This is a genomic window from Phycicoccus sp. Soil748 (assembly GCF_001428025.1).
Classification (GTDB): Bacteria; Actinomycetota; Actinomycetes; order Actinomycetales; family Dermatophilaceae; genus Pedococcus.
This window is the reverse complement of the sequence record NZ_LMSC01000007.1, coordinates 835,017-861,158: the sequence shown is the minus strand read 5'-3', so window position 1 is coordinate 861,158 and position 26,142 is coordinate 835,017. Positions and strand designations below refer to the sequence as shown.

26 protein-coding genes are annotated in these 26,142 nt (G+C 71.5%); 11 read left to right on the top strand and 15 right to left on the bottom strand.

The window, feature by feature from the left end:
* Window positions 1-22: 22 nt before the first annotated feature.
* The 5 genes from ASG70_RS11730 (at window position 23) to ASG70_RS11710 (ending at window position 4,991) form a co-directional block, all read left to right on the top strand.
* Window positions 23-697, top strand: coding sequence for a heme-copper oxidase subunit III (locus ASG70_RS11730; protein WP_082590561.1), 675 nt, complete (start codon window positions 23-25; stop codon window positions 695-697).
* An 85-nt stretch (window positions 698-782) separates the two neighbouring features.
* The gene (locus ASG70_RS11725; protein ID WP_056883944.1) at window positions 783-1,565 is read left to right on the top strand and encodes a c-type cytochrome; all 783 of its coding nucleotides are present in this window, start codon (window positions 783-785) and stop codon (window positions 1,563-1,565) included.
* 85 nt (window positions 1,566-1,650) lie between these two features.
* Window positions 1,651-2,745, top strand: coding sequence for a ubiquinol-cytochrome c reductase iron-sulfur subunit (locus ASG70_RS11720; RefSeq protein ID WP_056883943.1), 1,095 nt, complete (start codon window positions 1,651-1,653; stop codon window positions 2,743-2,745).
* Window positions 2,742-4,502 (top strand): ubiquinol-cytochrome c reductase cytochrome b subunit, encoded by a 1,761-nt coding sequence (locus ASG70_RS11715; RefSeq protein ID WP_056883942.1) that lies wholly within the window; start codon window positions 2,742-2,744, stop codon window positions 4,500-4,502. Before ASG70_RS11720 ends, ASG70_RS11715 begins: the two co-directional genes overlap by 4 nt.
* Window positions 4,503-4,649: 147 nt before the next feature.
* Entirely contained in the window at window positions 4,650-4,991 is a 342-nt protein-coding gene (locus ASG70_RS11710) for a metallopeptidase family protein (protein ID WP_200949271.1), read from the top strand.
* 1 nt (window position 4,992) lies between these two features.
* On the opposite strand, the gene ASG70_RS11705 is transcribed toward ASG70_RS11710, so the two are convergent.
* The 5 genes from ASG70_RS11705 to coxB all read right to left on the bottom strand — a co-directional run bounded on the left by ASG70_RS11705 (window position 4,993) and on the right by coxB (window position 10,590).
* Window positions 4,993-6,009 carry an alkaline phosphatase family protein gene (locus tag ASG70_RS11705; protein WP_200949253.1) on the bottom strand — a complete coding sequence of 339 codons (1,017 nt, stop codon included), beginning with the start codon at window positions 6,007-6,009 and terminating at the stop codon, window positions 4,993-4,995.
* Window positions 6,006-7,223 carry an Ig-like domain-containing protein gene (locus ASG70_RS11700; RefSeq protein ID WP_056883939.1) on the bottom strand — a complete coding sequence of 406 codons (1,218 nt, stop codon included), beginning with the start codon at window positions 7,221-7,223 and terminating at the stop codon, window positions 6,006-6,008. Before ASG70_RS11700 ends, ASG70_RS11705 begins: the two co-directional genes overlap by 4 nt.
* Before the next feature lie 267 nt (window positions 7,224-7,490).
* Window positions 7,491-7,892, bottom strand: coding sequence for a cytochrome c oxidase subunit 4 (locus tag ASG70_RS11695; RefSeq protein ID WP_056883938.1), 402 nt, complete (start codon window positions 7,890-7,892; stop codon window positions 7,491-7,493).
* A 2-nt stretch (window positions 7,893-7,894) separates the two neighbouring features.
* Window positions 7,895-9,694 (bottom strand): cytochrome c oxidase subunit I, encoded by a 1,800-nt coding sequence (gene ctaD / locus ASG70_RS11690; protein WP_056883937.1) that lies wholly within the window; start codon window positions 9,692-9,694, stop codon window positions 7,895-7,897.
* Complete coding sequence (gene coxB / locus ASG70_RS11685; RefSeq protein WP_369818899.1) at window positions 9,694-10,590, bottom strand: cytochrome c oxidase subunit II; 897 nt, start codon at window positions 10,588-10,590, stop codon at window positions 9,694-9,696. Before coxB ends, ctaD begins: the two co-directional genes overlap by 1 nt.
* Before the next feature lie 96 nt (window positions 10,591-10,686).
* On the opposite strand from coxB, the gene ASG70_RS11680 reads away from it, so the two are divergent.
* Together ASG70_RS11680 and ASG70_RS19310 are read left to right on the top strand one after the other, a co-directional pair.
* Entirely contained in the window at window positions 10,687-11,982 is a 1,296-nt protein-coding gene (locus ASG70_RS11680) for a cysteine desulfurase family protein (RefSeq protein ID WP_235531455.1), read from the top strand.
* Complete coding sequence (locus ASG70_RS19310) at window positions 11,979-12,266, top strand: sulfurtransferase TusA family protein (RefSeq protein WP_056883935.1); 288 nt, start codon at window positions 11,979-11,981, stop codon at window positions 12,264-12,266. The genes ASG70_RS11680 and ASG70_RS19310 overlap by 4 nt, the downstream gene beginning before the upstream one ends.
* A 40-nt stretch (window positions 12,267-12,306) precedes the next feature.
* Here the strand turns inward: ASG70_RS19310 and aat are convergent, their stop codons facing one another.
* Window positions 12,307-12,987 carry a leucyl/phenylalanyl-tRNA--protein transferase gene (aat, locus tag ASG70_RS11670; RefSeq protein WP_056883934.1) on the bottom strand — a complete coding sequence of 227 codons (681 nt, stop codon included), beginning with the start codon at window positions 12,985-12,987 and terminating at the stop codon, window positions 12,307-12,309.
* Window positions 12,988-12,990: 3 nt separating this feature from the next.
* Window positions 12,991-13,977, bottom strand: a complete 987-nt coding sequence (locus ASG70_RS11665; RefSeq protein WP_056883933.1) for a carbohydrate kinase family protein — start codon at window positions 13,975-13,977, stop codon at window positions 12,991-12,993.
* 68 nt (window positions 13,978-14,045) lie between these two features.
* Between ASG70_RS11665 and ASG70_RS11660 the strand changes: the two genes are divergently transcribed.
* Complete coding sequence (locus ASG70_RS11660) at window positions 14,046-14,786, top strand: flavodoxin family protein (protein ID WP_056883932.1); 741 nt, start codon at window positions 14,046-14,048, stop codon at window positions 14,784-14,786.
* 112 nt (window positions 14,787-14,898) lie between these two features.
* Here the strand turns inward: ASG70_RS11660 and ASG70_RS11655 are convergent, their stop codons facing one another.
* Window positions 14,899-15,288: an iron-sulfur cluster assembly accessory protein gene (locus tag ASG70_RS11655; RefSeq protein ID WP_056883931.1), complete on the bottom strand. Its 390-nt coding sequence runs from the start codon at window positions 15,286-15,288 to the stop codon at window positions 14,899-14,901.
* A 103-nt stretch (window positions 15,289-15,391) separates the two neighbouring features.
* The gene (locus ASG70_RS11650; RefSeq protein WP_056883930.1) at window positions 15,392-16,558 is read right to left on the bottom strand and encodes a glycerate kinase; all 1,167 of its coding nucleotides are present in this window, start codon (window positions 16,556-16,558) and stop codon (window positions 15,392-15,394) included.
* Between the two features lie 218 nt (window positions 16,559-16,776).
* Between ASG70_RS11650 and ASG70_RS11645 the strand changes: the two genes are divergently transcribed.
* Window positions 16,777-16,998: a hypothetical protein gene (locus tag ASG70_RS11645; RefSeq protein WP_056883929.1), complete on the top strand. Its 222-nt coding sequence runs from the start codon at window positions 16,777-16,779 to the stop codon at window positions 16,996-16,998.
* Window positions 16,999-17,024: 26 nt separating this feature from the next.
* Here the strand turns inward: ASG70_RS11645 and ASG70_RS11640 are convergent, their stop codons facing one another.
* Window positions 17,025-18,131 (bottom strand): esterase family protein, encoded by a 1,107-nt coding sequence (locus ASG70_RS11640; RefSeq protein ID WP_056883928.1) that lies wholly within the window; start codon window positions 18,129-18,131, stop codon window positions 17,025-17,027.
* Window positions 18,132-18,303: 172 nt separating this feature from the next.
* Between ASG70_RS11640 and nadA the strand changes: the two genes are divergently transcribed.
* Window positions 18,304-19,500: a quinolinate synthase NadA gene (gene nadA, locus ASG70_RS11635; RefSeq protein WP_056883927.1), complete on the top strand. Its 1,197-nt coding sequence runs from the start codon at window positions 18,304-18,306 to the stop codon at window positions 19,498-19,500.
* A 356-nt stretch (window positions 19,501-19,856) separates the two neighbouring features.
* On the opposite strand, the gene ASG70_RS11630 is transcribed toward nadA, so the two are convergent.
* The 4 genes from ASG70_RS11630 to ASG70_RS11615 form a co-directional block, all read right to left on the bottom strand.
* Window positions 19,857-21,404 (bottom strand): DEAD/DEAH box helicase, encoded by a 1,548-nt coding sequence (locus ASG70_RS11630; RefSeq protein ID WP_056883926.1) that lies wholly within the window; start codon window positions 21,402-21,404, stop codon window positions 19,857-19,859.
* Between the two features lie 198 nt (window positions 21,405-21,602).
* A complete protein-coding gene (locus ASG70_RS11625; RefSeq protein ID WP_056883925.1) occupies window positions 21,603-22,838 on the bottom strand; it encodes a trans-acting enoyl reductase family protein in 1,236 nt (411 codons plus the stop codon).
* Entirely contained in the window at window positions 22,835-23,854 is a 1,020-nt protein-coding gene (locus ASG70_RS11620) for a glutathione S-transferase family protein (protein ID WP_056883924.1), read from the bottom strand. Before ASG70_RS11620 ends, ASG70_RS11625 begins: the two co-directional genes overlap by 4 nt.
* A 46-nt stretch (window positions 23,855-23,900) precedes the next feature.
* Complete coding sequence (locus tag ASG70_RS11615; RefSeq protein ID WP_056883923.1) at window positions 23,901-25,265, bottom strand: dipeptidase; 1,365 nt, start codon at window positions 25,263-25,265, stop codon at window positions 23,901-23,903.
* A 70-nt stretch (window positions 25,266-25,335) separates the two neighbouring features.
* Here ASG70_RS11615 and ASG70_RS11610 point away from each other — a divergent pair, with 70 nt between their 5' ends.
* Window positions 25,336-25,917, top strand: a complete 582-nt coding sequence (locus ASG70_RS11610) for a DUF3043 domain-containing protein (RefSeq protein WP_056883922.1) — start codon at window positions 25,336-25,338, stop codon at window positions 25,915-25,917.
* A 1-nt stretch (window position 25,918) separates the two neighbouring features.
* Here ASG70_RS11610 and ASG70_RS11605 read toward each other — a convergent pair whose 3' ends face one another.
* Window positions 25,919-26,134, bottom strand: a complete 216-nt coding sequence (locus ASG70_RS11605) for a hypothetical protein (RefSeq protein ID WP_056883921.1) — start codon at window positions 26,132-26,134, stop codon at window positions 25,919-25,921.
* Window positions 26,135-26,142 lie beyond the last annotated feature (8 nt).

The following is a 26,142-nucleotide window of genomic DNA, read 5'->3' as shown; positions in this document are numbered from 1 at the left end:
GCCTGTTGCGCAATGGGCAATAATGGCGCTCGTGGCGACAGCATCCGCAGTGACCAGCGAACCCTCCCGCTCCGCCGGGAGCATTCCCGGACACGGTCCGGTCTCCCGACCCAACATGGTGTCGGTGGGCACGATCGTCTGGCTCTCCAGCGAGCTGATGTTCTTCGCGGGCCTGTTCGCGATGTACTTCACGATCCGCTCGGTCGAGCCGGACCTGTGGCAGGTGAAGACGGACGTGCTCAACGTCCCCTACGCCACCGTCAACACGGTCATCCTCGTGATCTCCTCGGTGTGGTGCCAGCTGGGCGTCCACGCTGCCGAGCACGGCAAGCCGCACCGCGGCACCGCGAGCCTGTTCTCCCTCAAGGAGTGGGGCATGCGCGAGTGGTACGTCCTGACCTACATCTTCGGGGCGATCTTCGTCTCCGGGCAGGTGCTCGAGTACTCCGAGCTCGTCCACGAGGGCATCACCCTGTCGTCCGACGCCTACGGCTCGGTCTTCTACCTCACCACCGGCTTCCACGCCCTGCACGTGACCGGCGGCCTCCTGGCCTTCCTGCTCATCATCGGCCGCACCTTCACGACCCGGCACTACAGCCACGCGCAGGCCGCGGGCGCGGTCGTGACCTCCTACTACTGGCACTTCGTCGACGTCGTGTGGATCGCGCTGTTCGCCACGATCTACCTGCTGCAGTGACGCAGCCCGACGTGAGCCACCCCGAGAACCCCGACGTGAGCCTCACCCAGACCGCCCTGACCGCCCCCACCGACAGGACCGCCCCGTGAACGCCCTGGCCGCCCGCAGACGACACCCCGCCGCGATCGCCCTGCTCCTGCTGCTCGGCCTCGTCGTGACCGGCGTCGCCTACTCGTTCCTCTCGCCGAAGCAGGCCGACGCCGCCCCGGCTGCCGCCAGCCAGGTCCAGGACGGCAAGAAGCTCTTCCTCGCCAACTGCGCCACGTGCCACGGCCTGCAGGCGCAGGGCACCAAGGCGGGCCCGAGCCTCGCCGGTGTCGGTGCCGCCTCCGTCGACTTCCAGGTGGGCACCGGCCGCATGCCGATGGCCGCCCCGGACGTGCAGGCACCTCGGAAGCGCAAGCAGTTCAGCGACGAGGAGATCTCCGCGCTCGCCGCATACGTCGCCTCGCTGGCCCCCGGCCCCGCAATCCCTGACGCCGACGTCAGCAGCGGCAAGGGCGGCGACGTCGCCAAGGGCGCCGAGCTCTTCCGCGTCAACTGCGCGATGTGCCACAACTTCGCCGGCTCCGGCGGGGCGCTGACCCGGGGCAAGTACGCGCCGAGCCTGCGTGACGTCGAGGGCAAGCACATCTACGAGGCGATGGTCAGCGGGCCGCAGTCGATGCCGGTGTTCAACGACACCAACATCGCCCCCGAGTCCAAGAACGACATCGTCGCCTACCTCCACGCGGTCGACAAGGAGGAGAACGTCGGCGGCATGAACCTCGGCAACCTCGGGCCGGTCTCCGAGGGCCTGTTCGTCTGGGTGTTCGGGCTCGGCATCATGGTCGCCTTCGCCGTGTGGCTCGGGAAGAAGGCCGCGTGATGAGCAGGTCACATCCGATGGCCACTTCTGCGCCGAAGGCGCACCATGGAACCCACGACTGCGACGCGACAGGACCGATCTCACGATGAGCGATAACGGCACGCCCCACGGCGAGGTCGTCGGCCACGACTCCGACGGCTACGGCGCCACCGCCGTCCGTCTGGACCAGGGTCACATCGAGGGCACCGGGGGCCTCCCCGAGCGCTTCGAGAACCCCGGCCTGCCGCCTCACGTCGCCCGCATGGCCGACCACGACGAGAAGGCCGCCAAGCGGGCCGAGAAGCAGGTCGCGACCCTGTTCGGCCTGTCCAGCCTGTTCACCATCGTGTTCGTCGTCGCGTTCTTCGCGATCGACCGCGAGAGCACGACGTTCATCCCCGGCATCGGGCGGACGAGCCTCTACAACGTCGTCATCGGCGTCTGCATGGCGATCGCCCTGCTCGGCGTCGGCGTCGGTGCGGTCCACTGGGCCAAGACGCTCATGCCCGACGAGGAGTCGGTCGAGTACCGCCACACCCAGCGCGCGAGCGACGAGGACCGCCAGCGCGTGGTCTCCGAGCTCACCCAGGGCGGCGAGAAGGCCCAGCTCGGCCGGCGCCCGCTGATCAAGTACTCCCTGCTCGGCGCGCTGGCGCTGCCCCCCATCACCCTCGTCGTGCCGCTCGCGGCCGGGCTCGGCCCGGTCCCCAAGGACGCGCTCTCCAAGACGATGTGGAAGAAGGGCGACCGGCTGGTCCGCGACCCCGAGCGCACCCCGATCCGCGCCGACCAGGTCACCATCGGGTCGGTCTTCCACGTGCTGCCCGAGTCGATCAAGGACTCCGAGCACGTGCTGGAGGACAAGGCCAAGGCCGCCGTCCTGCTCATGCGCCTCAACCCCGAGGACATCAAGCCCCAGAAGGAGCGCGACTGGGGCCACGAGGGCATCGTCGCCTACTCCAAGATCTGCACCCACGTGGGCTGCCCCGTGGGTCTGTACGAGCAGCAGACGCACCACCTGCTGTGTCCCTGCCACCAGTCGACGTTCGACGTGACGCAGGACTGCAAGGTCATCTTCGGCCCGGCCAAGCGACCGCTGCCGCAGCTGAAGATCACCGTTGATTCCGAGGGTTACCTGGTGGCCGACTCCCCGTTCCGCGAGGCTGTCGGCCCGAGCTTCTGGGAGCGTGGACACGCATGAGCACCACACAGACCTCCCGCGGTGCCGACCGGCTCCGCGCTGACGACGCCAGGACCGAGGCCCCTCCGGCCGCCGGCCTGAAGGCCGTGGGCGGGGTCGCGGGCTGGCTCGACGACCGCACGGGTGCCGCGAAGCCCATCGGCTACCTCATGAAGAAGGTCTTCCCCGACCACTGGTCCTTCATGCTCGGCGAAGTCGCCATGTACTCGATGATCATCTGCCTGATCTCGGGCACGTTCCTCACGTTCTGGTTCGTGCCGAGCGCTGGGCAGGTCGTCTACGACGGCTCCTACCTGCCGCTGCGTGGCGTGACCATGTCCGAGGCCTACCAGTCGACGGTCAACATCTCCTTCGACATCCGCGGTGGCCTGCTCATCCGCCAGATCCACCACTGGGCCGCCCTGATGTTCATCGTGGCCCTGTCCGTGCACATGCTGCGCGTGTTCTTCACCGGTGCGTTCCGCAAGCCGCGTGAGATCAACTGGGTCATCGGCTGCATCCTGTCGATGCTGGCGCTGGTCGAGGGCTTCGCCGGCTACTCCCTCCCCGACGACCTGCTGTCCGGCACGGGCCTGCGCGCCGCCGAGGGCTTCATGCGCTCGGTGCCGGTCATCGGCTCCTACCTGTCCTACTTCGTCTTCGACGGCCCCTTCCCCGGCGAGGCGATCATCCCCCGCCTGTACTCCGTGCACGTGCTCCTGCTGCCCGCGATCCTCGTCGGCCTGTTCGTGGCCCACATCGGCCTCGTCTTCGTGCACAAGCACACCCAGTTCCCCGGGCCGGGCAAGACCAACGACAACGTCGTGGGCTTCCCCGTGATGCCGGTGTACGCCGCCAAGGCCGGTGGGTTCTTCTTCATCGTCTTCGGTGTGCTGGCCCTCATCGCCGCCCTGGTCACCATCAACCCGATCTGGGCGTACGGGCCCTACGACCCGTCGCCGGTCACCGCCGGCTCCCAGCCGGACTGGTACATGGGTTTCGCCGACGGTGCGCTGCGACTGCTGCCGGGCTGGCTGGAGTTCAACGCCTTCGGGTTCACGTTCTCCTTCAACGTCATGATCGGCGCCATCCTGCTCATCCCCGTGATGTACGGGCTCATGGCCGCCTACCCGTTCCTCGAGCGCTGGGTGACCGGTGACGAGCGCGAGCACCACCTGCTCGACCGCCCGCGCAACAACCCGACCCGCACCGGCCTGGGCATGGCTGGCCTGACGGCGTACGGCGTCCTGATGTTCGCCGCCGGCAACGACCTGATGGCGATCAAGCTGGGGCTGTCGATCAACGACATCACGCACATCCTGCGTGCGGCGTTCTTCGTGGCCCCGCCGATCGCGTTCTGGGTCACCAAGCGCATCTGCCTCTCGCTGCAGCGCCGTGACCGCGACCTGGTCCTGCACGGCCGCGAGACCGGACGCATCGTGCGCACCGCCGACGGCCGGTTCTTCGAGCAGCACGAGCCGCTCGACGAGTACACCCGCTGGCTGCTGGTGCAGCACGACAAGCACGAGCCGCTGCAGCTCACCGCCGGCACCGACGAGCACGGGGTGGTCTCCCCCACCGCGCGCAAGGACAAGGTCCGCGCCGCCCTGTCGCGGTTCTACTTCGAGGACCGCATCGACCCGGTCACCCCGGCCGAGCTGGCTGCCGCCCACCACGACGGCCATGCCCTCGAGGCCATCGAGGAGGCCCCGCACGAGGAGTCGGGCTCGCGCCCGGCTCTGGAGAGCGCCCGCCGGGAGCCCCCCAAGCGTCCCTGACGCCCACCTGACGGCTGGGAACCACCTCCCCGCACCCCGTGTGCCGCCTGCTCGCCCGAGCAGGCGGCACACGGCGTTCCCGGCCCCGTCCCAAGGTCCTCGTGCCAGGTCCCCCGGCACCCGTGGCAGGCTGGGACCGTGGTGGAGATGGGGGTCCAGGAGTTCGAGGAGGCGGTCGGCGACGCCCTGGACGAGGTCCCGCCGGAGCTGATGGCGCTGCTCGACAACGTCGTCTTCCTCGTCGAGGACGAGCCACCGCCCGACGATCCGGACCTCCTGGGCGTCTACGACGGCACTCCCCTGACCGAGCGCGGTGACGGGTGGGCCGGGGCGCTCCCTGATCGCATCACGATCTACCGCGGGCCGCTCACCCGCATGTGCGAGGACCGGGACGAGCTGCTCGACGAGATCGCCATCACCGTCGTGCACGAGATCGCCCACCACTTCGGCATCGACGACGCACGGCTCCACGCGCTCGGCTGGGGCTAGGTCAGCGCACGCGCAGGCCGAACGCCTTGACCATCGAAGGTGCCGACGCGGCATACCCGAGCGGCGCGGTGCCGGTCACCTCGGCGTAGAGCCGGGTCAGCGAGTAGTGGGTCAACGGCGTGGTGACGACCACACCGCGCAGTGAGGGGTGGGCGACCACGGTGAGCACGACGTTGCCGGCGGAGTGGTCGTCCTCGTCGGCGGTGAGGACCACGGCGAGGCGTCCCGAGCGCCAGTCCGGCCCGGCCTGGATGTCCTTCATCCGGGCCGCGAACCAGCTGTCAGCAGTCGCCAGGGGGCAGTTGTGCGCGTCGTGGCACAGGTCGGGCAGCAGCATGCCGGCGTTCGGGAGGGTCCCCGTGCGGACGGCGGTGTCGAACGCCGCCAGCGGCAGGTTGTGGCGCGCGCACTGGGCCCGCTCGTCGACGAAGTACGGCCACGGGTTGTGCTTGACCGCGTAGTCCCCCGCACTGGCGAGCTCACACGGGGTCGCCATGCCGTCGACGTAGACCGCCGCGGTCCGTCCCTTGGCGAGGGCCGCGCCGAAAACGGTCGGACCGGGCACCGCGTGCGCCGCGGGGGCGGCATCGTCGGCGACACCGTGGGTGCTCCCCGAGACCATGGCCAGGTAGTTGGGCAGCGACGGGTGCCGGGTGGCGGTGTAGTGGGTGGCATAGCCGTACTGGCGCGCGAGGCCGGAGGTGTACGGCATGGCCGCCTGCATCTGCGCCAGCGAGTGGTTCTCCACCACCACGACGAGGAGCTTGTCGACCACGCTCCGCGCCGACGGCGTGGCCGAGGGGCCACCGGCCGTCGCGGATGTCGCGGCGGGCGGCTGGGCAGTGCCGCTGGACGACCCCGAGGCCCGGGCTGTGGCGGTCGACGACGCGTCGGACCCCGTTCCGGGGCCGCTGCAGCCCGCCACCGCGAGCCCGGCGACCAGGACGCCGGGCACCAGGGCCCGCGAGGCGAGCACCCGCCCCGTCAGCCCGTGCCCTCGCCGCGTCTGCCCGGTCACGTGAGGGCGCTCTGCGCCTTCCACCCGTCGAAGGTGTACTGCCAGACCCCGATGCCCTCCGTGGGCAGGAACGGCCGGTTGGAGCCGGTGAACTTCACGACGTCGCCGACCTTGGAGGCGTCGAACATCCACTTGGCGTTGGCCGGCGACATGTTGACGCAGCCGTGGCTGACGTTGGCGTTGCCCTGGGAGGCCACCGACCACGGCGCCGAGTGGAGGTACTCCCCCGTCCAGGTCACGCGGAGGTTGGACTGGGTGACCTCCTTGTAGTAGCCGGGCTTGCCCTTGGGGATGCCGAGGGTGGTGGAGTCCATGGTGACCTCACCCTCCTTGCGGATGATGACCTTGGTGCCCGACCGGGTCTCGGTGAGCTTGCCGGGACGCCCGGTGCTCACGGGGATGACCTTGAGGACCTTGCCGTCACGCCGGACGGTCATGGTGTGGGCCTTGATGTCGACGGTCGAGACCATCGTCGACCCCACCGTGAAGCCTGCCGAGTCGTCGTTCGCGATCCACTTGTCCGGGCCGGTCTGCAGGCCGGTGAGGGGTGCCTTGACGGACACGGTCGTCCCGGGCTGCCAGTAGGTGGCCGGGCGCCACATCAGCTGCCGGTCGTCGAGCCAGCCCCAGGCACCCGCCTGCTTGGGCGTCGTGGTGACACTGACCCGCTTCTCGACCGCGGCGCGCATCGCCTTGGACGCGACGGCGGAGTCGAACTGGATGCTGACGGGCATGCCGACGCCGACCGTCTGGCCGGCGTAGAGGATGCCGTAGGTGGCCGTGACCTTGGGCTTGAGGGTGCTGAACGTCGAGGTGGTCGTCGACGGGCTGCCGTCCTCGCCCTTGGCCGAGACGGTGACCGTGTAGGAGGTGCTGGGCGCCAGCAGGGCCGTCGACGTCCACGCGCCCTGCACGACCCGTCCCGGGACCGGGGCGCCGTCGGGACCGGTCACGCGCACCGTACCGAGCTCACCGGTGACCGCCTTGACGGTGACGGACGCGTCCGGGCGCACCCCGGTGGCCTGGTCAGCAGGGCTGACCTGGAGCTCGGCGGGCACGGTCGTGGGGGTCGAGCTCGACGAGGAGGAGGGCGTGTCCCCGGCTGCCGCGGCGGTGCCGGCAGCGCTCGTGCCGGGGCTGGCAGGGCTGCCCTGGCAGCCCGCGACCAGCGCCGCGGCGAAGACCGCTGCGAGGACGCCGGCGGCGCCGCGCATCCGAAGTGACCTACCCACCACGTCAAAGCTCCCTGTGTCCCTGCGCCGCCGCGCGGCGCCTCCTGCTCGTACTCGGTCCACCGTGGGCGCGGTACGGCACGTGCCGTGGAGCACCCACACCTGGACAGACGCCTGGGGACTCCGTCAGGTTGGCGGTTCACGGTCCACCCCGCGGACCGCGTGCCCATCGTACGCTGCCGGCCGGCCCCCAACGCCGACAGGCGCCCTCGCCGCCGTGCGGTGGGACGCCTGTCGTTCAGGCTGCGCTCAGACTGCGTGCGGGCCCTTGAAGTACTCGAACGTCCAGCCGACGAGCGCCACGACGCCGAAGGCGGCACCGATGATGAACAGCCACCACCCGACGGCGACACCGAGGAAGCACACCGCGGCACCGGCGGCCAGGGGCAGCGGCCACCAGGAGTGCGGGCTGAAGAAGCCGTACTCGCCCTCCTGCTCGGCGATCTCACCACTGGGGTTGTCCTCGGGGCGCTCGGGGAGCCGGCGGGCGGTGGCCCACAGGTAGAAGGCCACCATGATCCCGAGCCCGGAGGAGAGGAACAGGCCGGCGGGGCCGACGGGCTCCTTCCAGTGGGTGAAGATGCCGTAGGCCAGGCCCACCGGCGCGAAGAAGGCAGCGAGGATGACGAAGAGCTTGTACTCGATCTTCATGGTCAGTCGCGCTCCTCGTGGAACCGGGGGTGCAGGTCCTGGTCGTACTCACCGGTGCGGTGGCCGTGCTCGTCCTCGGACACCTCGGCGGGGCCGATGATCCGCGTCAGCGTGTCGGGGTCGGCCTGGAGCCCACCCCCGGGAGCTGCCTCCGGGTGGTGCAGGTCGAACGCCGGACGCTCCGAGCGGATGCGCGGGATGGTGTCGAAGTTGTGCCGCGGCGGCGGGCAGGAGGTCGCCCACTCCAGCGAGGCGCCGTAGCCCCACGGGTCGCCGGTCTCCACGAGCGGGGCCGTGCGCCACGTCTTCCACACGTTGTAGAGGAAGGGCAGCGTCGAGGCGGCCAGCAGGAACGAGCCGTAGGTCGACACCTGGTTCTCCCAGGTGAAGCCGTCCTCGGGCAGGTAGTCGGCGTAGCGGCGCGGCATGCCGTCGACACCCAGCACGTGCTGGATGAGGAACGTGGTGTGGAAGCCGATGAACAGCATCCAGAAGTGGATCTTGCCGAGCGTCTCGTCGAGCATGCGCCCGGTGAACTTCGGCCACCAGAAGTAGAACCCGGCGAACATCGCGAACACCACGGTGCCGAACACGACGTAGTGGAAGTGGGCGACGACGAAGTAGCTGTCGGAGAGGTGGAAGTCCAGGGCGGGGCTGGACAGGATGATGCCCGTCAGGCCGCCGAACAGGAACGTCACGAGGAAGCCGATCGCCCAGAGCATCGGCGTCTCGAACGAGAGCTTGCCGCCCCACATCGTGCCGATCCAGTTGAAGAACTTCACACCGGTGGGCACGGCGATCAACATCGTCATGACCGAGAAGAAGGGCAGGAGCACCTGACCGGTGGCGTACATGTGGTGCGCCCAGACGGTGACCGACAGGGCCGCGATGCCGATGGTGGCGAAGACCAGGGTCTTGTAGCCGAAGATCGGCTTGCGCGAGAACACCGGCAGGATCTCGGAGATGATGCCGAAGAACGGCAGGGCGATGATGTAGACCTCTGGGTGCCCGAAGAACCAGAACAGGTGTTGCCACAGCATGGGCCCACCGTTGCTGGGGTCGAACACGTGGGCACCGAACTTGCGGTCCGCGCCGAGCGCCAGGAGCGCGGAGGCGAGCACCGGGAAGGCCATCAGCACCAGCAGGGAGGTGATGAGGATGGTCCAGGTGAAGATCGGCATCCGGAACATCGTCATGCCGGGCGCGCGCATGCAGATGATCGTGGTGATGAAGTTGACGGCGCCGAGGATCGTGCCGAAACCACCGAGCGCGAGGCCGAAGACCCACAGGTCGCCACCGAGGCCGGGGCTGTTGGACGCGTCGGACAGCGGCGCGTAGGCGAACCAGCCGAAGGACGCGGCACCGCTCGGGGTCAGGAAGCCGGCCGAGGCGATGAGGCCACCGAAGAGGTAGAGCCAGTAGGCGAACATGTTGAGCCGCGGGAACGCCACGTCGGGCGCGCCGATCTGGATCGGCATGAGGGCGTTGGCGAAGCCGGCGAACAGGGGCGTCGCGAACAGCAGCAGCATGATCGTGCCGTGCATGGTGAACAGCTGGTTGTACTGCTCGGGGTTGTCCACGATCTGCAGGCCCGGCTGGAACAGCTCGGCGCGGATCAGCAGCGCGAGCACACCGCCGAACATGAAGAAGATGAAGGAGGTGATGAAGTAGAGGTTGCCGATGACCTTGTGGTCGGTCGTCGTGATCCACTTCACGACCGTCTGGCCCTTGGTGAGCCGGCGGGTCGCGGTCGCCTCCGTCGAGCGGAAGTAGGTCGAGGTCGACTCGGTTGCGGCTGCCATCACTTGGTCCCTGAGTCCTTGAGGATGTCCTGCTGGTTGGGCATGACCTTCTTGGTGCTGAGGCTGTTGTCCAGCTGGCCGTCGTTGCCTGCGGCCTTCAGCTGGGAGATGTGCGCCTCGTAGTCGGCCTGCGACACGACCTTGACGTTGAAGAGCATCTGCGAGTGGTATGCGCCGCACAGCTCGGCGCACTTGCCCTTGAACTCGCCGATCTCGGTCGGGACGACCTGGAACCGGTTGACCCGGCCCGGGATCATGTCCAGCTTCTGCAGGAACGCCGGCACCCAGAAGGAGTGGATGACGTCGCGCGCGGTGAGCACGAACTCGGTGCGCTTGTTGACCGGCAGGTAGAGCGTGGGGAGGTTCTTCTCGGCACCGGGCTGGCCCGTGAGCTCGGCCTGGGTGCCGGTCTCGTAGGTCTGCTCGTTGACGTAGTTGAAGTCCCAGCTCCACTTCTTGCCGACGACGTTGACCACGACGTCGGGGTGCTTGGAGGTGTCGAGCAGCGTGGCCTCGTCACGGGCGGTGTAGTAGAAGAGCACCGCGATCATGAAGACCGGGACGACCGTGTAGAGGATCTCCATCGGCACGTTGTAGCGCAGCTGCACCGGGAGGGTGGTGTCGTCCTTCTTGCGGCGGTAGGCCACGACGCACCACAGGATGAGGCCCCAGACGAGCACACCCACGGCGAGGGCGGCGATCCAGGCGCCGTTCCACAGCCGGGTGACGTGCTCGCCGTTCTCGCTGGCGGCACGCGGGAGGAAGCCGTCCTGGACCCGGCCGGCACAGCCGGACAGGGCGAGGGCGACGACCGCCAGGCCGAGGGCCGTGGTGGATCTCCTGCTAACGGACCGCCGCCGGTGAGGGCGCGGCGCAGAGACGTCGTGCTGACGCAACGGTGCACCTTCTTCGAAACAGTGATGGGCCATCAAGCGCAAACCCTACTCCAGCCCATGCGGCTCGTCCGGGCAGGGTGCGGCTAACGTCGGGGTGTGGCGAACCCCCTCCCCGACGGCCCCGGCGACGCCTCCGAGGGTGCCCCCGGCAGCGCCTCGGCAGGCCGTGCCGACGGCGCCCGAAGGGGTGCCGGCGACGGCGGTCGTGCACGAGCCGGTGAGGGCGGTCGTCGCGTCCTGCTCGACGCCTCCCCCGGCCCGATGCACCCGGTGGCCCGGGAGACGCTCGCCGCCGCGGTCGACGCCGGCTGGGCCGACCCGCGCCGGCTCCACCGGGAGGGACGCACGGCCCGCCGGCTGCTCGACGACGCGAGGGCCGTCCTCGCCGAGGGCCTGGGCGTGCGGGCCGAGGAGGTCGCCTTCGCCCCGGACGGGCCCACCGCCGTGCGCTGGATGGCGCAGGGCCTCACGCACGCCGCCCGCCGCCGGGGGGCTCGCGTGGTCGCCTCGGCGGTCGAGCACTCCGCGGTGCTGGTCCCGGCGCGCCACGCGGCGGCCCTCGCCGGCGACGCCGACCTCGTCGAAGAGGTGGCCGTGGACCACCTCGGCCGGGTCGACCTCAAGGCCTGGCCCACTGCCGTCTCGCTGCCCGGGACCGTCGCCGCCTTCCTGCAGCACGCCAACGGTGAGGTCGGCACGATCCAGCCCCTCGGGGCGGCGCTCGAGGCCTGTCGCGCCGCCGGCGTGCCGCTGGCCGTCGACGCCCAGTCGTCCCTCGGCCGCGTGGCACCGCCCGTCGACTACGACGTCCTCGCCGGTGACGCCCTGTCCTGGGGCGGCCCCGGCGGTGTGGGCGTGCTCGTGGTGCCGTCGCGCACCCGGTGGCTGCGCCCCGGACCGGTCGACCCCGACGCCGGGCTCAACGGCCCCTCACGCCACCACCCGTGGGTGCCGCTCGCCCTCGCCGCCGCCGAGGCGTGGCAGCAGACGGCATCCGACCGGGAGGCCGACGCGGCGCAGGCACGCGCCCTGGTCGACCTCGTCCGCGAGGCCGCGGCCGCGGTGCCGGACGTCGAGGTGGTGGGCGACCCGCAGGACCGCCTCCCCCACGTCGTGACCTTCTCCGCGCTGTACGCCGACGGGGAGGCGCTGGTGCGCGAGCTGGACCGGCGCGGCTTCGCGGTCGCCTCGGGGTCCGCGTGCACCTCCAGCACGCTGGAGCCGAGCCACGTGCTGGCCGCCATGGGCGCCCTGACGCACGGCAACGTCCGCGTGACCCTGCCGCTCGCCTCCGTGGCGCCGCACCGAGCCGAGGACGTCCGCGCCTTCGCCGCGCAGGTGGCGCCCGCGGTGGCCGCTGTCCGCGCCGAGCTGGGGGCCGAGCACCTGTGAGCGGCACCGGTCCGGGCACGGCGGCAGCGCACGAGCGCGACGTCGAGGTCGTGGACGCCCGAGGGCTAGCCTGCCCCGTACCGGTCATCCGCCTCGCCCAGCACGCCCGCGACGCCTCCCCCGGCACCGTCGTGGAGGTGTGGGCCACGGACGCGGCGGCCGCCGCGGACGTCCCTGCGTGGTGCCGCATGCGCGGACAGGACTACCTCGGCGCGCGGTCGGTCACGGCCGACGACGGAAACAGCTACGCGGCGTACCGCGTCAGGGTGACCGCGCCGCCCTGACCGCTCCGGGCGGCGCTGACCGCTCCGGACCGCCCCGCCCTCAGGCCGTGAAGGTGGGCGGCGCGAGGTCCAGGGCGGCGTCGAGCCGCTCGAGGTAGTCCTCGCGGGGTATCGAGACGATGCCGAGGGTGCGCAGGTGGTCGGTGGCCCACTGCACGTCGATGATCCGGCGCGGGTCGCCGTCGGCGAAGACGAAGCCCGCCATGGCCAGCACCGCGGCCTTGGACGCATCGGTCTCCCGGTGGAACATCGACTCCCCCGCGAACAGGCCACCGACCGCGAGGCCGTAGAGCCCTCCCACGAGCTCGCCGTCGCGCCAGGTCTCGATGCTGTGGGCCCAGCCCAGGGCGTGCAGCTCGGTGTAGGCGTCGACGATCTCAGGCGTGATCCAGCGACCGTCGCGGGTGGGGTCGGCGCACGCGGCGAGCACCTCGTCGAAGGCGGTGTCGACCCGCATCTCGAAGTGACGCAGGGACCGGCGCAGCGAGCGGCTCGCGTGAGCCGCCCCGGGCAGCAGGACACCGCGGGGGTCCGGCGACCACCAGCCCAGCGGCCGGGCGCCGTGCTCGCCGAGACCCATGGGGAAGACCCCGCTGCGGTAGGCCTCGAGCAACGTGCCGGCGCGCAGGTCACCCCCGACCGCGACCAGGTCCTCCCCGGCCTCGACCTCCGTCAGGTCGAACTCCCACGACGTCGGGAGCGGTTCGATGGGGTCCCTCACGGGTCAGGGCGCCACGCAGGCGATGTGGGGCTCGATGGCGTCGGCGGAGGACTGGCCGTAGGCGTCGGCGAGGCGCTGCAGGAAGCTCGCCTTGCCGAGGGTGTACTCCTGCGTGCCCACCGTCTCGATCACGTAGGTGGCCAGCATCGACCCGAGCTCGGCCGCGTGCCGCAGCCCGAGGTCGGCAGCGAGGCCGGTGAGGAAGCCGGCGCGGAAGGCGTCGCCCACACCCGTCGGGTCGGCGCGACGGACCTCGCGGGCGACGTGCACCTCGACCGGCTCCTCGCCCCGGCGCTCGATGACCACGCCGTCCTTGCCCTTGGTCGTGACGCGGGTGGTGACGCGGTCGGCGATCTCCTCCGCGCTCCACCCCGTCTTCTGGGAGGTCAGCGCCGCCTCGTACTCGTTGGTCAGCAGGTAGTCGGCGCCGTCGATGAGCTGGCGGATGGTCTCGCCGTCGGCGAACGCGAGCTGCTGGCTCGGGTCGGCCGCGAACGGGATGCCCCGCGAACGGCACTCGCGGGTGTGGCGGAGCATCGCCTCGGGGTCGTTGGCCCCGATGACCACGAGGTCCAGGCCGCCCACCCGGTCGGCGATGGGCCCGAGCTCGATGGCGCGGGCCTCGCTCATGGCGCCGGCGTAGAAGGTCGCGATCTGGGCCATGTCCTCGTCGGTGGTGCAGACGAAGCGGGCGGTGTGCTTGGAGTCCGAGACGTGGACCGAGGTGCAGTCGACGCCGTTGCGCTCCAGCCAGCTGCGGTAGTCGGCGAAGTCCTCACCGACCGCGCCGACCAGGATCGGGCGCTGCCCGAGGTTGGCCATGCCGAACGCGATGTTGGCGGCCACGCCTCCCCTGCGGACCTCGAGGTCGTCAGCGAGGAACGACAGCGACACCTTGTCGAGCTGCTCGACGACCAGCGAGTCGCGGAACCTGCCCTTGAAGGTCATGAGGTGGTCGGTGGCGATGGACCCGGTGATGGCTATCTGCACGTCCGGCAACCTACCCGGTCGGCGCGGTGGGCGTTGCCGAGGTGCGGCGGCGGGAGGAACATTTGGCCATGACCGACCTCGAGCACGACTTCTCCGGACTGCGCGCCATGTTCGTCAACTGCACGCTCAAGCGCTCTCCCGAGCAGAGCAACACCCAGGGCATCATCGACAACAGTGCGGCGATCATGACCAGCCACGGTGTCGAGGTGGAGGTCGTCCGGGCGATCGACCACGACATCGCCACCGGCGTCTACCTCGACATGACCGAGCACGGGTGGGACCGCGACGAGTGGCCCCTGCTGTTCGCCCGGATCCTCGACGCCGACATCCTCGTCCTCGCCGGCCCCATCTGGCTCGGCGACAACTCCTCGGTGACCAAGAAGGTGATCGAGCGGTTGTACGCCGGCTCCTCGATGACCAACGCCGCGGGGCAGTACGTCTACTACGGCAAGGTCGGTGGCGCGGTCATCACCGGCAACGAGGACGGCATCAAGCACTGTGCGTCCAACATCCTCTACAGCCTGCAGCACATCGGGTTCAGCATCCCGCCGGGCGCCGACGCGGGGTGGATCGGCGAGGCGGGTCCCGGGCCTTCGTACCTCGACCCCGGCAGCGGAGGCCCGGAGAACGAGTTCACCCAGCGCAACACCACCTTCATGACGTGGAACCTCATGCACCTCGCCGCCATGTTCAAGGCGGCGGGCGGGTTCCCCGTCGGCGGCAACCAGCGCACCGAGTGGGACGCCGGGGCGCGCTTCGACTTCCCCGAGCACCCCAACCCCGAGCACCCCAACCCCGAGTACCGCTGACCGGGCGTGGCCGCCCCGGCGAGGCCGGCTGGGCGCGCGCCGTACGGCGGACACGACGAAGGGCCCCACCGCGCAGTGGGGCCCTTCGAGGTGCGGCAGGCGCCGCGGTGGCTCAGCTGAACGAGTCGCCGCAGGCGCAGGAGCTGCCGGCGTTGGGGTTGTCGATCGTGAAGCCCTGCTTCTCGATGGTGTCGGCGAAGTCGATGCTGGCGCCCTCGAGGTAGGGGGCGCTCATGCGGTCGACGACGACCTCGACACCGTCGAAGTCACGGACGAGGTCACCGTCGAGGGTGCGCTCGTCGAAGTAGAGCTGGTAGATCAAGCCGGAGCAGCCACCGGGCTGCACACCCACACGCAGCCGGAGGTCGTCGCGACCCTCCTGCTCGAGCAGGGACTTGACCTTGGCGGCGGCGACGTCGGAGAGGAGGACGCCGTGGGTCGTCTCGGCGGCCTCGGCCGGAGCCGTGGTGCTGGCCGGAGCGGTCTGGTCCTGAACACTCATCGTGATGCGTCCTTCATGTCGGTGGTCGGGGGTCGGCTGACCATCGGTGCCAACCCACGGGGTGCGGGGAATGTTCCCCCGCGCACACCACTGTACGTCGTGCCTACCGCTGGGGGGACCAGGTGGCCGCGACGCGGGCGGTGCGCGCCGCCAGCGTGCCGACCGGGTCGGCCATGGCCGCCTCGACCTGCTCGCGTGACGTGGCCACGGCATAGGTGCCCGACAGCCCCAGGGTCATCGCCTCACGGCGGCCCACGAGGGTCTGGCCGGCGATGACGATGCTCGGCGTCGCGGTCTCGAGGGCCACCGCGGCGACGCCCGCCACGACCTTGCCCTGCAGGCTCTGCCAGTCGAAGCTGCCCTCGCCGGTGACGACCAGGTCGGCGGCCGCCAGCAGGTCGCGGAACCCGACCGCGGACAGCACCTCCCCCACCCCGCTCACGCGACGGCCGCCCAGCAGGTAGAGCGCGTAGCCGAGCCCGCCCGCCGCGCCGGCGCCCGGCTGCTTGTCCAGGCGCACCGGCTTGCCCGTGAGCAGGTCGGTCGTCTCGGGAAGGCTGCGGCGCACCACCTCGACGTACCTGCCCAGCGCGCCCTCGAGGGCCTGCGCGAGCTCGGGCGAGGCCCCCTTCTGCGGCGCGAACACCGCCGAGGCGCCCTGCAGGCCGAGCAGCGGCGACTCGACGTCGCTGGCCAGCACCAGCTCCACGCCGGCGAACCGCTCCCGCACCGAGTCCAGACCGGACAGTGCGTCGTCGCGCAGGTCGCCGAGCTGGAGTCCGCCCCGGGCCAGGTCCTCGGGGCGGCCGACGCCGAGCGCCGCGAGCAGCCCTGCTCCCCCGTCGTTGGTGGCGCTGCCGCCCAGCCCCACGACGATGCGCGTGGCCCCCATGGACAGCGCCGCCTCGAGCAGCTGGCCCACTCCCCACGTGCTGGTCAGGGCGGGGTTGCGCTCGCCCGCGTCGAGCAGGTGGAGCCCGGCGGACTGGGCGGACTCGACGTACGCGGTGCGTCGCGCGCCGTCCTCGACCACGAGCACGGCGGCGGGCACCTCCCGACCCAGGGGGTCGGCGACGGTGACGGCCAGGGTCTGCGCCTCCGGGAGCGCCGAGCCCAGCACGTCGAGGAAGCCCGGGCCGCCGTCCGACAGGGGCAGCAGGGTCAGCAGGTCCTGCGGTGCGGTCTGGGCCCAGCCGTCGGCCATGGCCTGCGCGGCCTGCTGGGCGGTGAGGGTGCCGGTGAAGCAGTCCGGGGCGATGACGACGTGCACGCGCCCATCCTTCCACCGGCCGGTGGGAGCCGGGTGCCGCGAGGGCCGCGGACGCCCGGCAAGGGCTGCTTTTCGGACGTTTGCGCAGGTCAGCGGCGCGTACGGCGCCTCTCCACTCCCTGGCGCCTGCCGGGCCAGGGGTGCCGGCAGGTTCGAGCAAGACGAATCAGGCACCCCTCGCGTCACCAGACCCGGCCGAAGTGGAGGAGACTGGACCAATGCGCCCCCGTCAGCCCGCCAAGAAACCCGTCCTGAAGAACAGCCCGTTCCAGGCCCAGCCGACCCCCGAGCTGCACGACTTCGCGGTCAACGACAGGGTCACCCACGACCGTCACGGACTGGGTTCCGTGCTCCGGATCACCGGTGACCGCATGGAGGTCCGGTTCGGGCAGAGCACCGTCAGCGTGGCGCTCAACAGCAGCAAGATCCACCCCCTCTAGGTGTACCCGGCCACCGCCGCCCGGGGTCACGCCGCGAACCCCGGGACGTTGTGCGCCAGCCAGGTGAGCGCGGTCGGCAGCTCGGCCGCCCACAGGGGTTCGCGGTGTCCCCCGGTCTTGAGCAGGTCGGTCGTCACCGACAGCGGCGCCCGCACCGCCTTGAGGAACCGCGCCGTCTGCGGGTAGGAGTAGCCGTCCGGCTTCGCGGACTGGACCCACATGGCCAACGGCGGCGGCGCGGTCCGCGCCAGCCGGATGAGGTCGTACCGGGCCGGCGTGGTGGTTCCGAACGGCCGGTACGCCCGGGTGAACTCGGGCTGGAACGACCCGCTGAACACGATGTCGCCGCCGAAGACGTCGGGGTGCCGCAGCCCCACCATGGCGGCGCACCACCCGCCCTCGGAGTAGCCCGCGACGGCCCAGGACGACCGTCGGGTGTCGACGCGGAAGTGGCCGGCGACGTACTCCGGGACGTCCTTGGCGAGCCACGTCTCCACCTGCGGCGTCCCGCGCGGGCCGTTGACGCACTCGCCGTCGATGTTGCCCGGGATGTTGATCTGCGGCATCACGACGATCGACGGCCGGATGGTGCGCGACGCGACGAGCCCGTCGAGGGCCTGCTGGACCCGCATCCCGGTGAGCCAGGAGGTGCTGCTGCCGGGGAACCCGTGCAGTGCCTCGATCACGGGGTACCGCGTGCTGGACGACGCGGAGTAGCCGGCGGGGAGGAGCACGCTGACCGGGGCGTGCACCCCGCTGTGGGTCCCCACGACGTCGAGGTGCTGGATGCGGCCCGCGGCGAGGGTGGCCGCGGAGAACGCACCGCCCACGTCCACCCCGTGCCCCAGCGCGGCGGTGGCGGCCTTCCTGGCCGAGGCGCCGTGGTGGGTGACCGTGACCGGCGAGCGCGCGCCGGCCAGGTCCGACCAGCTCACGTAGAAGCCGAACTGGTCGTTGAGGGCGGCTCCGGCGAGCGAGAGGACGAGGACGTTGAGGACGAGCACGGAGACGGCGCGCGTCGCCATCTGCGCACCCCGGCGGCGCAGCCGTGGGCGCCCGAGCACCAGCGCCGCGAACACCGCGAGCGCCAGCAGGCCGAGCACCACCAGCAGCCCTGTGGACGTGAGTGCCACCGACGACCTCCGATCGGGGCCCCGGCCCCGGCCCCGGCACGTGCCGGGAGGCTCTCCGGTGCCCCGGTCCCCCACGGTGCGACAGGTGGCTGGGAGCGTGCTGGACGCCGGCTGTGACCATCCCCGGAGACGGCGGGACGGGACCACTGCCGGCACGGCATACGATGCCCGCGTGAGCACCACCACGGACGCCTCCCCCGCCACGCCGCTGCCCCTGCTCGTGCTGGGCCGGGGGCGTGAGCTGCACACCGAGCGCGGGGTCGAGTGCCCCGGCGAGCTCCCCGCCGCGTCCGACCCGGACCTGGTCGCCCGCGCCCGCGCGGCGAAGACGGCCCTCGGCGACCGCGTGTTCGTCCTCGGGCACCACTACCAGCGCGACGAGGTCATCGAGTTCGCCGACGTCACCGGCGACTCCTTCAAGCTGGCCAAGGACGCTGCGGCCCGGCCGACCGCGCCGTACATCGTGTTCTGCGGCGTGCACTTCATGGCCGAGTCGGCCGACATCCTCACCGGCGACGACCAGACGGTCATCCTCCCCGACCTCGCCGCAGGGTGCTCCATGGCCGACATGGCAGCGATCCGGCAGGTCGAGGACGCGTGGGACGACCTCGTCGAGGCGGGCGTCGCCGACCGGACCGTGCCGGTGACCTACATGAACTCCTCCGCCGCGATCAAGGCGTTCACCGGGCGCCACGGCGGCACCATCTGCACGTCATCCAACGCCAGGACGGCCCTGACCTGGGCCCTGGAGCAGGCCGGCGAGGGCGGCAAGGTGCTGTTCCTGCCCGACCAGCACCTCGGGCGCAACACGTTCGTGCGCGACCTCGGCGGATCGCTCGACGGCTGCGTGGTGTTCGACCCGCACCGCCCGATGGGCGGGCTGACCCGGGCAGAGCTCGAGGCCGCGACGATGATCCTGTGGCGCGGGCACTGCTCGGTGCACGGGCGGTTCTCGCTCGAGGCCGTCGAGCAGGCACGGCGGGAGATCCCGGACGTCAAGGTCATCGTGCACCCCGAGTGCCGCCACGAGGTCGTCGAGGCGGCCGACGAGGTCGGCTCCACGGAGAAGATCATCAAGACCATCGCGGCCGCCCCAGACGGCACGTCCTGGGTCGTCGGTACCGAGCTCAACCTCGTGCGGCGCCTCGGCGCGATGTTCCCGAAGCAGAGGATCGCCTTCCTCGAGAAGAACGTCTGCTACTGCTCGACGATGAACCGCATCGACCTGCCGCACCTGGTGTGGACCCTGGAGTCCCTCGTCGAGGGTCGGGTGGTCAACCCGATCCGGGTCGACCCCGAGGTCGCGCACCACGCCCGCGTGGCGCTGGACCAGATGCTCGCCCTGCCCGGGGAGACCTCGAAGGACTGAGCCGCCGGTGGCCTGCTGAGCCCCGGAGGGCTGCTGAGCCGTCGAGCCGCGCCGCGGCGGACTAGTCCGGATGCGGGAGGCAGCCGCCGTGCAGCAGGCCCAGACTTGGTGACCTGTACGGGCGGCACGAGGCTCCCCGCCACCCGTGCACACCGGTCTCGAGCTGTCCGAGGAGGCGTCACGTTCGGGGGGCGGGTCCGGCCGACTCATCCCGGCCGCGGCACCTGCCACGGGGGGCTGTCCCCGTCACCGCCCGTGGGGGCGGTGCGGTGACGGGGACCGCCGCGTCCAGGACGGTGCGGTGTCGGGGACCGCGTCCTCGTACGCCGCGGTTCAGCGCCCCCGTACGGCGTGGTTCAGCGTCCTCGGCGGGTGCCGGCGCGGCTGCCCGCGGAGAACGCGGCGGCGCCGCCGGACGAGCCGGAGCCCGTGGACGTGGAGTACGCGGTGGTGGAGCCGCCCAGAGCGCGACCGCCGGAACGCTGCCCACCCGAGGACTTGGCTCCCGGGGTCTTGGCTCCCGACGTCGCGGAGCCGGACCGACCGGCGCCTGCTGCCTTGGACCCGGAGGTCCGGCCCGGGCCCTGCCCGCCGGAGCCCTGGGCTCCAGAGCGCCGTCCGCCGCCGCCCTGACCACCCGAGCGCCCGGAACCGCCGCGTCGTGACTGCCCGCCGCCGGAGCGACCCGAGCCGGACGGCTGGGCCGGCGCGACCAGGGTCAGGCCGCCGGTGGCGACCCGCTCGCCCGGGGCGACCTCGAGGAGCATGGGGTGGCCGACGCCGAGGCGCGTGGTCCTGGCCTTGATGCCGGCCTTGCTGGTCAGCATGCGCACGTCGGCGACCTGGTCGTCGGTCATCAGCGTGATGACGGTGCCGTCGTTGCCGGCGCGGGCGGTGCGACCGGAGCGGTGCAGATAGGCCTTGTGCTCGACCGGCGGGTCGGCGTGGATGACCAGGGAGACGTCGTCCACGTGGATTCCCCGCGCGGCGATGTCGGTGGCGACCAGCGTGGACGCCTTGCCCTCGTGGAACGCCGCCATGTTGCGGTCGCGGGCGCCCTGGCCGAGGTTGCCGTGCAGCTCCACGGCCGGCACACCGGAGGCGTTGAGCTGCTTGGCCAGCTTCTTGGCACCGTGCTTGGTGCGGGTGAACACGACCTTGCGCCCCGGGGCGGAGGTGAGGTCGAGCAGCACGTCGAGCCGCGCGTCGCGGTGCACGTGGAAGATGTGGTGCGCCATGGTCGCGACCGGCGACTGGGCCGAATCAGCTTGGTGCGTCACGGGATTGGACAGGTAACGCTTGACGATGACGTCGATGCCGGCGTCGAGGGTGGCCGAGAACAGCAGCCGCTGCCCCTGCTTGGGCGTCTTGTCCATGATCCGCTTGACGCCGGGCAGGAAGCCCAGGTCGGCCATGTGGTCGGCCTCGTCGAGGACCGTCACCTCGACCCCGTCGAGGGTGAGCGCGCCCTGCTGGAGCAGGTCCTCGAGGCGTCCCGGGCAGGCGAGCACGACGTCGACACCCTTGCGCAGCGCAGCGACCTGGGGGTTCTGGCCGACACCACCGAAGATCGTCAGCGAGGTGATGCCGAGGGGCTCGGCCAGCGGCGCCATGGCGGCCTGGATCTGGGTGACGAGCTCACGGGTCGGCGCCAGCACGAGCGCACGGGGGCGCCTCGGCTGCCGGGCCGTCCGGCCTGCGGCGAGGCGCGCCAGCAGGGGCAGCACGAAGGCGTAGGTCTTGCCGGAACCGGTCCGGCCGCGGCCGAGGACGTCCCGGCCCGCGAGGGAGTCGGGCAGCGTCGCGGCCTGGATGGGGGTGGGAACCGTGATGCCGCGGGCGGCGAGGACGGTGGCCAGGGCGTCGGGGACGCCGAGGCTCGGGAAGGTGGTGTCGACAGACACAGGTGGGTACTCCAGAACAGTCAAAGGGGTGTTCCGCCCGGCGCGACCCGACACTGGGTTCGCAGCGCAAGAGCATGATCACAAGCCACGGCCCGAGGCAGAACTGTGCGGGCCGGTGCTCCCACCCTATCGGTCCGGCAGCCGGCGCCCTGACACGCACCGCGCGGCGGTGCGGCGGCGTGGCCGCGTCTGAGCAGGTCAGGCGGTGGGCAGCTCCTCCACGGTGAGGGCGAAGTCACGTGCGCGCAGACGTTCGACCAGCACGTCGCCGATGGCGGTCGCCGGGGTGAGGACCCCTGCGGCGGCCGGCAGCCGGTCGCCGTCGAGCGCCAACGCGAGCGCCGACTCCCCCAGCATGACCGCCGTCGCGGCATACCCGGGGTCGCCCTGGGCGCGCACGGTGGCGACGTAGCGGCGCCCGGTCTCGGTGGTGGTGCGCAGGGTCATCGAGAACCACCCGGTGCGCCGGGTCTGCTCGCTCGGCCCCTGGCCGGGCGACGGGGCTAGGCGGTCGACGAGGGGACGCGTGCGCGGGTCGGCCATGGCCTTCATCGCCAGACCCAGTGCGGCGCTCTGCACGAGGGCGCGGCGGTGGCCACGGGCACCCCGACCGAAGGCGTTCACCTCCCGGTAGCGGAAGCGGCGCCCGTACGCGTGGCCGCGAAGGGCGTTGCTGCGCCTGACGATTCGCGAGTTGAACGCCGCCATGACGAACGGCCCGACCCAGTCACCGGTCTGCGCGTCCTCGAAGACGGTCGTGACGTCACGCTCCTTGCCCAGGTCGGGCTCGGCAGCGCGTTCGGGGCTCAGGGCGTACGGGTCGAACAGCACCTTCAGTGCGCGACGGTCGGCCTCGACGGCCTCGACCTGGGCCCTGGAGGAGTCGATGGTGCCACCGCTCAGCCCTCCCCTGGCCCTCGCGTGCAGGGTGGTGTCGAGCAGGGCCCCGGCGGCGTCGTGGCGGGCCCGCTGGTGCAGCAGGTGGACTCCCAGGTCCGACGGGACCGAGTCGTAGCCGCAGGCCGTGACGATGCGCGCACCCGTGCTGCGGGCGAGGTCGTCGCAGGCGTCGATGACCCTGCGCACGAACAGCACCTCGCCCGTGAGGTCGGCGTAGTGGGTGCCCGTCCGGGCACACGCCAGGGCCAGCGGGAGGCCGTACCGGAGGTAGGGGCCGACGGTCGTCGCGACGACGGTGGTCGAGGCGGCCAGCTCCTCCAGTGCCGCCTCGTCCGTGGCGTCGGCCACCAGGACGGGCCAGTCACGGGCGGCCGCGGGGAGCCCGCGCCTGGCCTCCTCGAGCCGGGTGCGGGAACGACCGGCCAGGGCGATGCGGGTGCCGGAGGGAGCGTGCTCGGCGAGGTACTCGGCCAGCAGGCGTCCGACGAAACCCGTGGCGCCGTAGACCACGACGTCATGGGCGCGGCCGCTCACGGCCGGCCCTCGGAAGCGACGGCCTCCCCCTCGCGCACCGGCCCCGGCGGGGTGCCGCCACCGAACGGTCGACCGCCCAGGGCCTCGCGCCCGTGCTCGGTCAGCCAGCCGGACAGGTCGGGGCCGGCCGGGACGATGCCGGTCGGGTTGATGTCGTGGTGGCCCACGTAGTAGTGCCGCTTGATCTGCGCGAAGTCGGTGGTGTCGCCGAACCCGGGCGTCTGGAACAGGTCCCGGGCGTAGGCCCACAGCACCGGCATCTCGCTGAGCTTGGACCGGTTGGACTTGAAGTGGCCGTGGTAGACCGGGTCGAACCGCGCCAGGGTCGTGAACAGCCGCACATCGGCCTCGGTGATGGAGCCACCCATCAGGTAGCGCCGGTCGGTGAGGCGGTCCTCGAGCCAGTCGAGCGCGGTGAAGAGGCGGTCGTACGCCTGGTCGTAGGCCTCCTGCGTGCCCGCGAAGCCACAGCGGTAGACCCCGTTGTTGACCTCGGTGTAGACGCGCTGCATCACCTCGTCCATCTCCTCGCGCAGGTCCTCGGGGTAGAGGTCGGGCGCACCCTCGCGGTGGTGGGCGCCCCACTGCGTGGAGAAGTCCAGCGTCATCTGGGCGAAGTCGTTGGTGACGACCTCGCCGCTGTCCACCTCCACGAGGGCGGGGACGGTGATGCCACGGGGATAGCCCGGCTGACGCGCCTCGTAGGCGTCCTTGAGCCGCGGGATCCCGAGCACCGGGTCCACCCCGCCGGGGTCGAGGTCGAACGTCCAGCTGTCCTCGTCGTGCGTCGGTCCGCACAACCCCAGGGAGATCGCGTCCTCGAGCCCGAGCAGACGCCGCACGATGATGGTGCGGTTGGCCCAGGGACAGGCCCGGGCCGCGACGAGGCGGTAGCGACCGGCCTCCACGGGCCACTCGCGCTCGCCGTCGCCGGAGACGGTGATGCGGTCGTCGATGTAGCGGGTGTCGCGCTCGTACGAGGGTTCGACATAGCCCTTGGCCGTGGTGGTCACCATGGCCACGAACCTAACCGGACCGTGCCCGGGTCGCAGCGCGGCAGGCTCAGCGGGGCATGGCCCCCAGGCGGGCGAGGAGCAGCGCCTCGGCGGCGCACACCTTCTCGAACTCGCCGAGGTGGAGCGACTCGTTGGCACCGTGGGCGCGGGTGTCAGGGTCCTCGACGCCGGTGACGAGGATGGCGGCCTGCGGGAACTTCTCGGCGAACGCCGCGACGAACGGGATCGAGCCGCCCACGCCGATGTCGACCGGCTCGACGCCCCAGGCGTCGGTGAACGCCGCGCGGGCCTGGTCGTAGACCGGTCCGTCGGCGTCCGCGGCGAAGCCCGAGCCCTGGTCGTCGAGGTGCACCTCGACCTTGGCACCCCACGGGATGTTGGCCTCGACGTGCCGCTGCACCGCCGCATAGGCGTCCATCGGGTCCTCGTCGGGGGCGAGCCGGATCGAGACCTTCGCGCTCGCGGTCGGCACCAGGGTGTTGGACGACTTCGCGACCGACGGTGCGTCGATGCCGATGACGGTGGCGGTCGGCTTCGCCCAGATGCGGTCGAGCAGCGAGCCGGTGCCGATGACCTCGACGCCGTCGAGCAGCCCCGACTCCTCGCGCAGGCGGGCCTCGTCGAAGTCGAGCTGGCTCGCCGTACCGGAGCGCAGGCCCGCGATGGCGACGTCGCCGGCGTCGTCGTGCAGGGTCGCGAGCAGGCGCACCAGCGCCGTGACCGCGTCGGGGACGGCACCGCCGAACATGCCGGAGTGGATGCCGTGGTCGAGGGTCGTGACGGTGACGACGACGCGGATGAGGCCCCGCAGGGTCGTGGTCAGGGCGGGCTCACCGATGGCCCAGTTGGTCGAGTCCGCCAGGACGATGGCGTCGGCGCGCAGCTTCTCGCCGTGGCGCTCGAGGATCGTCGGCAGGGAGTCGGAGCCGATCTCCTCCTCGCCCTCGACGAAGACGGTGACGCCGACGGGCAGCCGGTCGCGGTGGGCGCGCAGCGCGGCGAGGTGGGCCATGATCCCGGCCTTGTCGTCGGCGGCACCGCGGCCGTAGAGCCGCCCGTCGCGCTCGGTCGGCTCGAAGGGTGCGCTGTCCCAGTCCTTGTCGTCGCCGGGCGGCTGCACGTCGTGGTGGGCGTAGAGCATCACGGTCGGGGCACCCTCGGGCCCGTCGATGTGCCCGATGACGGCGGGTCGGCCACCCTCGCGGACGATCTCGACCTGGAGGCCCTCGGCGCGCAGCAGCTCGGCGGTCGCCTCCGCGCTGGCCTCCACGTGGGCCTGGTCGAAGGCGTCGAGGCTGACGCTCGGGATCCGGGTGAGCGCCTCGAGGTCGGCGCGCAGGCCGGGCATGAGGTCGGCCACCGTGGCCTTGAGGGCGGAAACCTGGTCGGGGCTGAGCACGTCGTCGGTCACGGCGGGGAGCCTAACGGGTGCCTCCTCGGACGATTCCGGGGAAGGTGCCGTCGCGGCATACAGTGGGCACGTGTTCGGACGCCAGAAGACCCTCAACGAGCAGCAGACCTCCACGCTCGACCGCACGCCCCGCGAGGGCGCCAAGAACCGGCCCACGCCCAAGCGCCGGGACCAGGAGGCGGCTCGCAAGCGTCCTCTCGTCGTCGCGGACCGCAAGGAGGCCAAGAACCTCGACCGCGCCAAGCGTCGGGAGGCGGCCCTGCTGCAGCGGCAGGCCATGGCGACCGGTGACGACGCGCACCTGCCTGCCCGCGACAAGGGCCCCGTGCGCCGCTACATCCGCGACTACGTCGACGCGCGCTGGAACCTCGGCGAGATCATGCTCCCGGTGATGATCGTCGTCCTGGCGCTGTCGTTCCTGAAGCTGCCGTGGGTCTTCGCCGCCGTGTCGATCGGCGTTTACGGCCTGCTCTTCGCCGCGGCGATCGACTCGTGGCTCATGTGGCGCCGCCTCAAGCAGCGCCTCGTCGCGAAGTTCGGCGCCGACAAGGTGGGCCGCGGGCTGGCCATGTACGCCGTGATGCGCGGCTTCCAGATCCGCCGCTCGCGGATGCCGCGCGTGCTCGTCAAGCGCGGCGAGTTCCCCGCCTGACCTACTCGGCGGCGCGCAGGCTCATCGGGCCGTAGACGACGCTTCCCTCGTGGTGCAGCACGACGGCGTCGACGCCCGCCTCGCCGAGCTCGTGCCAGGTCTCCCCGAACCAGTTCTCGGCGTCGGACTGCGACGGGAACGCCGTCGTCACGAGCTGCTCCCCCGACATCTCCCGTCCGTCGGCGTCGAGATAGGTCCACGTCCACGCATCGCTCATGGCGTCAC